Raw genomic sequence first — 6,801 nt, forward strand, 5'->3', positions numbered from 1 at the left:
GCTGGGTGGTGAATGGCATGGAGTGGGACTTTATAAAAGAATTTTCGGTCATGGATTATCTCACTGAAATTATAGATATTTTGCTGGTCACTTTGGTGATCTATAAACTGATCACGCTCATCAGAGGAACCCGGGCAGTCCAGTTGTTTAAAGGCATGATGGTGATTGTCGCCGGGTGGTTACTGAGCATCTTCTTTAACCTGAAAACGTTGTCCTGGCTCATGTCCCAGGCCATGACGTACGGGGTTTTAGCTGTGATTATTATTTTTCAGCCTGAATTGCGCCGCGCACTGGAACAATTGGGGAGGGGGAAGCTCTTTTCCCGAACCAATCATCTTGATGAAGAGAAGATGACCATAGCGATCGGTGAGACAGTCAAAGCGGTCCAGTATTTGGCCAAACGGCGGATCGGCGCTTTGATTGTCTTTGAAAAAGAGACAGGATTAAATGATTATATCGAGACGGGAATTATCATAAACGGACAAATTTCCTCCGAATTATTGATTAATATTTTTATTCCCAACACCCCGCTGCATGATGGGGCGGTTATTGTACGCAAAGATCAAGTCAAAGCGGCTGGCTGCTATTTACCTTTGTCGGAAAATCCGTTTATCAGCAAAGAGTTAGGCACAAGGCACCGGGCGGCATTAGGCATCAGCGAAGTGACAGATTCCATTTCGGTTGTTGTTTCAGAGGAAACAGGTCAAATTTCATTGTCCAGAAACGGAGAAGTACACCGTGATTTAAGTGAGGAAAAACTGCTGGAAATGTTAGACCAAGAATTACGTGTACCGCTGGTTGCACCTTCTTCTTTCTGGATCAGGGGGAAGAAGCATGGATAAGTTTTTTGAAAACAATACAGCCATGAAAGGCATCGCCTTTTTGATCGCGCTTATGCTGTGGATGATCGTCACGCTTGACCAGGAAGGCAGTACCACAATCCGGCAGACAGAGGAACAGTTAACCATCGATAATGTTCGGGTTGAAGCGGTTTACGATGAGGAACAGTATGCTTTAATGGAGATGGATGAGACGGTACAGGTCATTCTGACCGGACGCAGGGCTTTACTTAACCTGGTGAACTTGCGCCAAGATGTGTATCGCTTATATGTTGATCTGACTGAACTGGGGGAAGGTGAGCATCGTGTGCCAGTCCAGCATGAAGGATTTCCCAGGGAACTCTCGGTTACGGTGATTCCCAGCCATGTGTATGTTGTATTAGAGAAAAAAGAGTCGCGGGTTTACCCGGTCCAGATTGATCTCTCTGGACAACTGCCGGAAGGGTATGAAGTAGGAGAGCCGCTTGTGACCCCTAGAGAGGTGGAGGTGCTCGCGCCTACCTCTGTCCTGGAAGAAATTGCTTCCGTAAGGGGATTAATTAATCTTGAGCGTCTGGGTAGAGAAGGCAAGCAGACTGTCACCTTAAAAGCGTATGACCGCAAGGGGCAGGAGATTGAGGCTCAGATTAGCCCAGATACCGTGGAAGTCACGGTGCCGATTCAAAGTCCAAGTGCCAAGGTCCCGCTCAACATTGAATTGATCAATGAACTTCCGGAAGGACTCAGTCTAGTGGACATCCGCCCAAATACGGAAGCAGTTGAAGTTTTCGCTCCCCAGAGTGTGCTGGACCAACTGGAGGACATACGGGTGACGCTGGATTTATCCACTATAGAGCAAAGTAAAGCCGTGACACTGGATGTTGAATGGGGTGACCATTGGACAGCGGTTAAACCTCAGCAGGTTGTGGTTCATGTAGAAGTGGAACTCGTCCAGGAGCGTCTGTTCAGGAATGTTCCTCTAGAGGTCAGAGGCTTGGCTTCAGGGTATGAACTCATATTTCAAGATCCTGCTGACGGTAAACTGCAGTTGGCGGTACTGGGCAGCGAACAACGGCTCAAAGCCATGCAGCATACTGAGTTGAAAGCATGGATTGATGCCAAGGGACTTAAGGAGGGAGAGCACCGTCTTCCTGTCAACATCAACCTTCCTGAGCATTTGTCCGTTTCTCCCTCATCGGTCGAAGTGGAGGTTCAGATTCGCCCCTTAGAGAAAACTGAAAGCACCATGGCTGATGCTGAAGAAGACGAACAACAGGACAACGAGGATAACGAAGAAGGAGAGTGACCCTCATGGGTAAATATTTTGGAACAGATGGGGTGCGTGGCATCGCCAATACGGAGTTGACTCCTGAACTGGCTTTTAAACTGGGGCGCTGTGGCGGTTACTCATTAACCAAAGAGGTGAATGAACCCAAAGTGGTGGTGGGGAGAGACACCCGCATCTCCGGGGAATTGCTGGAGTCGGCCCTCATCGCCGGTTTGCTATCCATTGGTGTTGAAGTGATGCGTTTGGGTGTGATCAGCACCCCTGGTGTCGCTTATTTGACCCGTGCCCTGGGTGCCCAGGCTGGCGTGATGATCTCTGCTTCCCACAACCCAGTCGAGGATAACGGCATTAAGTTTTTTGGGCCTGATGGGTTTAAGTTAACCGATGAACAGGAGGCAGAAATTGAAGCACTGTTAGATGCGGAGCAGGATAACTTGCCTCGCCCCACAGGTGCTGATGTGGGGATTGTCAGCCAGTATTTGGAGGGAGGCCAGAAATATATTCACTATCTGAAATCAACGGTCGGGCATAGCTTTGAAGGCTTGCACATTGTTTTGGACTGTGCCCATGGAGCCGCTTCATCTTTGGCCCCGCAATTATTCTGTGATTTGGGTGCCCAAATTACCACTATTGGCACCAACCCCAATGGCGTCAATATTAATGACGGCGTTGGATCGACGCAGCCTGAAGCCTTGCAACGGGCTGTCTTGGAACATCATGCTGATCTGGGACTGGCCTTTGACGGTGATGCCGACCGTTTGATCGCTGTGGACGAACAGGGGCGAATCGTTAACGGAGACCAGATCATGTATATCTGTGCCACGGCCATGAAAGAAAAAGGGCAGTTGAAGGAAGACACGGTCGTGACCACCGTGATGAGCAACATGGGCTTTTACAAAGCGCTAGAAGCCAAAGGGATTCAGGTGGTCACGACCAAAGTGGGCGACAGGTATGTACTGGAAGAAATGCTCAAGCAGGGGTATAATCTTGGAGGCGAGCAATCGGGACATATCATTTTCCTTGATTACAATACGACTGGGGATGGCATGCTGTCTGCCTTGCAGCTGGTCAATGTGTTGCAAGAGAAGAAGAAATCTTTGTCTGAATTGGTGCAAGACCTGACGATTTATCCGCAAATGATGGTCAATGTCAGGGTCACGGATAAGCACAGGGTGACGGAAAATGAAAAGGTGAAGGCTAAAATAGCAGAAGTGGAAGGGGAAATGAACGGCAACGGGCGTGTGTTAGTCCGTCCTTCCGGAACCGAACCCCTGGTGCGGGTGATGGTGGAAGCTGAAGATGGCCAGCGCATTGAAAACTGGGTCAACGCCATTGCTGATGTCGTCCGGGAAGAGATGGGTAATGAATAATAATACAACACGGGATCAATATGGAAGTTAGCAGCAAAAGGGGCACGGACAACCCCTTTTGCGCATAAACATAAAAAACAGATAAAATAAGGTCACACTCTGTTAAGGATTGACGAATGAAGAATTAATGGTATATTTAAGAGCGTATTCTCTTTTTAAGGGAATCGCGTATACCATCGTGTGTGCTTTTGACTCAAGAAGAGAAAGGAGGATCGCAGGACTTTTGACACTTAAGCGCCAGGACTAAGGAGAGACGGTTCCTTAGTTGACGAGGTGGAGGTTTATCGAAGCAATCGGCGGATGCCTCCCTGCTGAGGGTCACAGCAGCAAGTCATATACAAACCACAGGGGCAACCTTGTGCTTAAAATTATGACATGACCCGAGATAAAACAACGGAAAAGATAGGGGGATCGTCCCCCTGTTCACAGTTGAATAAGGAGACATTCCCCTATCTTGTGGATAGGAGGAATTTTAACTCATGTGCGGAATCGTGGGTTACATTGGTTTTCGCCAGGCCAAGGAAACCATTTTGACAGGGTTAAAGCGTTTGGAGTACCGCGGTTATGATTCGGCTGGCATCGGCATTGTCACGGACGAAGATGTGGAAGTATACAAGGAGAAAGGGAAAATCGCGGCACTCGAACGTTTGATCCACGGGGTGGAGATAAAGGGCACGGTTGGCATCGGACATACCCGCTGGGCCACGCACGGTGTGCCTAACCAAACCAACGCCCATCCCCATCAAAGTTACAGTGGACGCTACACCATTGTGCACAATGGGATTATTGAAAACTATAAAGAACTCATTGAAACCTACATTCCCAACATCAAACGGGAAAGTGAAACAGATACAGAAATCATTGCCCACCTTGTGGATCATTTCAGCCAGAAAGGCTTATCCACGGAAGAAGCTTTCCGTGAAGTGATTGGCAAGCTGGAAGGTTCTTTTGCCATCGCTTTGATTGATGGGCAGGATACGTCCCGTCTGTACGCAGCCAAAAATAAAAGCCCCCTATTGGCCGGCCTTGGTGAAGGGGAAAACATCATCGCCAGTGACGCGACGGCCATGATTCACGTCACCAATACCTTTAAAGAACTGAAAGACGGTGAATATGTCGTTCTTGACCGCGAGAACTTAGTCATTAAGACACTGGATGGGGACGTGATTGAGCGGGAGGTTTACAGCGTAGACTGGGATATGAGCTCAGTGGAAACAGGTGTTTATGAGCACTTTATGCTGAAAGAGATTGACGAGCAGCCGGCGGTGATTCGTAATATTATCACTCAGTACCAGAATGACCAGGGTCAACTGAACATAGGCCAGCATCTCCAGGGGCTCAAGATTCCCAGCCGCGTCTACATTGTGGCTTGCGGGACCAGCTATCACGCCGGATTGGTTGGCAAGCGTTTGCTGGAACAAATCGCCCATATTCCGACCGAAGTGCATATTGCCTCCGAGTTTCTGTATGACCAGCCGCTGATCGAAGGGGATCCTCTGTTCATTTTTATCAGCCAGAGCGGGGAAACAGCAGACTCCCGGGGCGTGCTTGATCAAATCAAAAAACAGGGCTTCCGCACATTAACGGTGACCAATGTGCAGGGCAGCACCCTGTACCGGGAGGCAGATTATAAACTGCTGACCCATGCCGGACCTGAAATCGCCGTGGCTTCAACCAAAGCGTATACGGCTCAGATTGCCGTGGTGGCCTTGCTCTCTATCTATCTGGCCGAACAAAAAGGCATCGCTGGCTCCATCGACATGTTCCAGGAGCTGCGTACCATCTCTACGGCCATGGATACTTTGAAAGATATGAAAGACAAAGCGAAACACATTGTGGATGAATACTTAACAGATCAACGCAGCTGTTTCTTTATCGGCCGTCTGTTAGACTATGCTGTCTGCCTGGAAGGGGCCCTGAAACTGAAAGAAATCTCCTATATTCAGGCGGAAGGTTATGCTGGCGGTGAACTAAAACATGGTCCCATTGCTTTGATTGAAGACGGGACACCGGTTTTTGTTCTGATTACCGATGAGCGCATTGCCAAAAACATCCGCAGCAACGCTGAAGAAGTGGTTTCCCGTGGGGCCAAAACCTGTGTCATTGCGGCTGAAGGCTTGCATGAAGAGGGAGACCAGTGGGTGCTTCCCCGCGTTCATCCGCTGTTAACACCGCTGGTTTCTGTGATACCAATGCAGCTCATCTCTTACTACGCCGCCTTGCAACGCGGGTGCGATGTTGATAAACCACGCAACCTGGCCAAATCGGTGACAGTGGAGTAAGGAATAAGATCGAGGGAAAACCAGAGGAAAAACTGGTTTCCTTCGGTCTTTTTCATTTGGAATCAAACCGATCTTCCAATTCGGGAATGACTTTTTTTAATCAAAAACGGGTCAAAATCGGTACAATACAAAAATTATGGAATACAAAACAACCCAAAGTACCCCACCCTGTAGAGGCATTATCTTATACTTTAAAAAAGTTATCTCGTTCTACCTTGCAGACTCTTAACCCAAATCGTTTATACCATTCAGCTTTCCCTTTTTTCTGTGCAACTTGATGCATTGCATTATCTTTCCAATTCTTTATTGCATTTAAGGACTCCCAATAAGAAACCGTAATACCTATGCCTTCTTGGTCACGGACGCTTTCTACACCTAAAAAACCTTGTTGTTTAGAAGCCAGCTCTACCATCTTGTCTGCCATTTTTGCGTATCCCTTATCTCCTTCAGTACGTTCAGATGTAAAGATCACAGCATAATAAGGTGGTTGTGGAGTTTTGGCAATTATACTCATAGGTTCCTCCTTAACATAATGAAATATGTTATCTTTTCTCCAATTTATAATAATACAACCCTTGTCCGTGTAGTTCTGACCTATGGAAAACACATAATTTATCTGAACATTTGCTTTGTCCCGATGCTTACCTGGCGTTTTTACCGTATGGACAACAATATCACTGACTAGTGATCGAATAATTTCCCCTTTCTCCTTATAAGACAATTCCCCTTTAATTCGCTCTCTTAACTCCTGGAGTATTTTTTCAGCAGAAGTCAATCGGTTTTTCACTTCTTGGTTTTGCTCGGTTTCTACTTGCAATTGACTTAACTTTTCTAATCAGTCCTGTTTCTCATCATTAATCTTTTTTAACTGCAACTCAACATCTTCTGAGGTAATCAGGTTCTTTCTAAACAAGTCAAGGATACTTTGCTTTTCATTTTCTTTTGCTTGATGACGTACAATATTTTGTGTAAGCACTTGAAAAAATAAAAATAGGTAGGGTATCCTCGGAATTGTCCAGATTCCATAAGAGAAAGGAGTACCC

At 47.1% G+C, this 6,801-nt stretch carries 6 protein-coding genes; 4 read left to right on the forward strand and 2 right to left on the reverse strand.

Going from position 1 to position 6,801, the window contains the following annotated elements; genetic code table 11:
• Positions 1 to 17 precede the first annotated feature (17 nt).
• From cdaA to glmS, 4 genes are all read left to right on the forward strand, one after another.
• Positions 18 to 842, forward strand: coding sequence for a diadenylate cyclase CdaA (gene cdaA, locus J2S00_RS15200; RefSeq protein ID WP_307341669.1), 825 nt, complete (start codon positions 18 to 20; stop codon positions 840 to 842).
• Positions 835 to 2,124 carry a CdaR family protein gene (locus J2S00_RS15205; RefSeq protein WP_307341644.1) on the forward strand — a complete coding sequence of 430 codons (1,290 nt, stop codon included), beginning with the start codon at positions 835 to 837 and terminating at the stop codon, positions 2,122 to 2,124. Before cdaA ends, J2S00_RS15205 begins: the two co-directional genes overlap by 8 nt.
• A 5-nt stretch (positions 2,125 to 2,129) precedes the next feature.
• The gene (gene glmM / locus J2S00_RS15210) at positions 2,130 to 3,476 is read left to right on the forward strand and encodes a phosphoglucosamine mutase (RefSeq protein WP_307341647.1); all 1,347 of its coding nucleotides are present in this window, start codon (positions 2,130 to 2,132) and stop codon (positions 3,474 to 3,476) included.
• A 479-nt stretch (positions 3,477 to 3,955) separates the two neighbouring features.
• Entirely contained in the window at positions 3,956 to 5,758 is a 1,803-nt protein-coding gene (glmS, locus tag J2S00_RS15215) for a glutamine--fructose-6-phosphate transaminase (isomerizing) (protein WP_307341650.1), read from the forward strand.
• 184 nt (positions 5,759 to 5,942) lie between these two features.
• Here glmS and J2S00_RS15220 read toward each other — a convergent pair whose 3' ends face one another.
• On the reverse strand, positions 5,943 to 6,272 hold the full coding sequence (locus tag J2S00_RS15220; RefSeq protein WP_307341672.1) for an antibiotic biosynthesis monooxygenase family protein: 330 nt from the start codon (positions 6,270 to 6,272) through the stop codon (positions 5,943 to 5,945).
• Positions 6,273 to 6,593: 321 nt separating this feature from the next.
• The coding region (locus J2S00_RS15225; RefSeq protein ID WP_307341653.1) for a hypothetical protein at positions 6,594 to 6,801 on the reverse strand (208 nt) is incomplete at its 5' end.

It is taken from the genome of Caldalkalibacillus uzonensis (genome assembly GCF_030814135.1).
GTDB classification, from domain to species: domain Bacteria; phylum Bacillota; class Bacilli; order Caldalkalibacillales; family Caldalkalibacillaceae; genus Caldalkalibacillus; species Caldalkalibacillus uzonensis.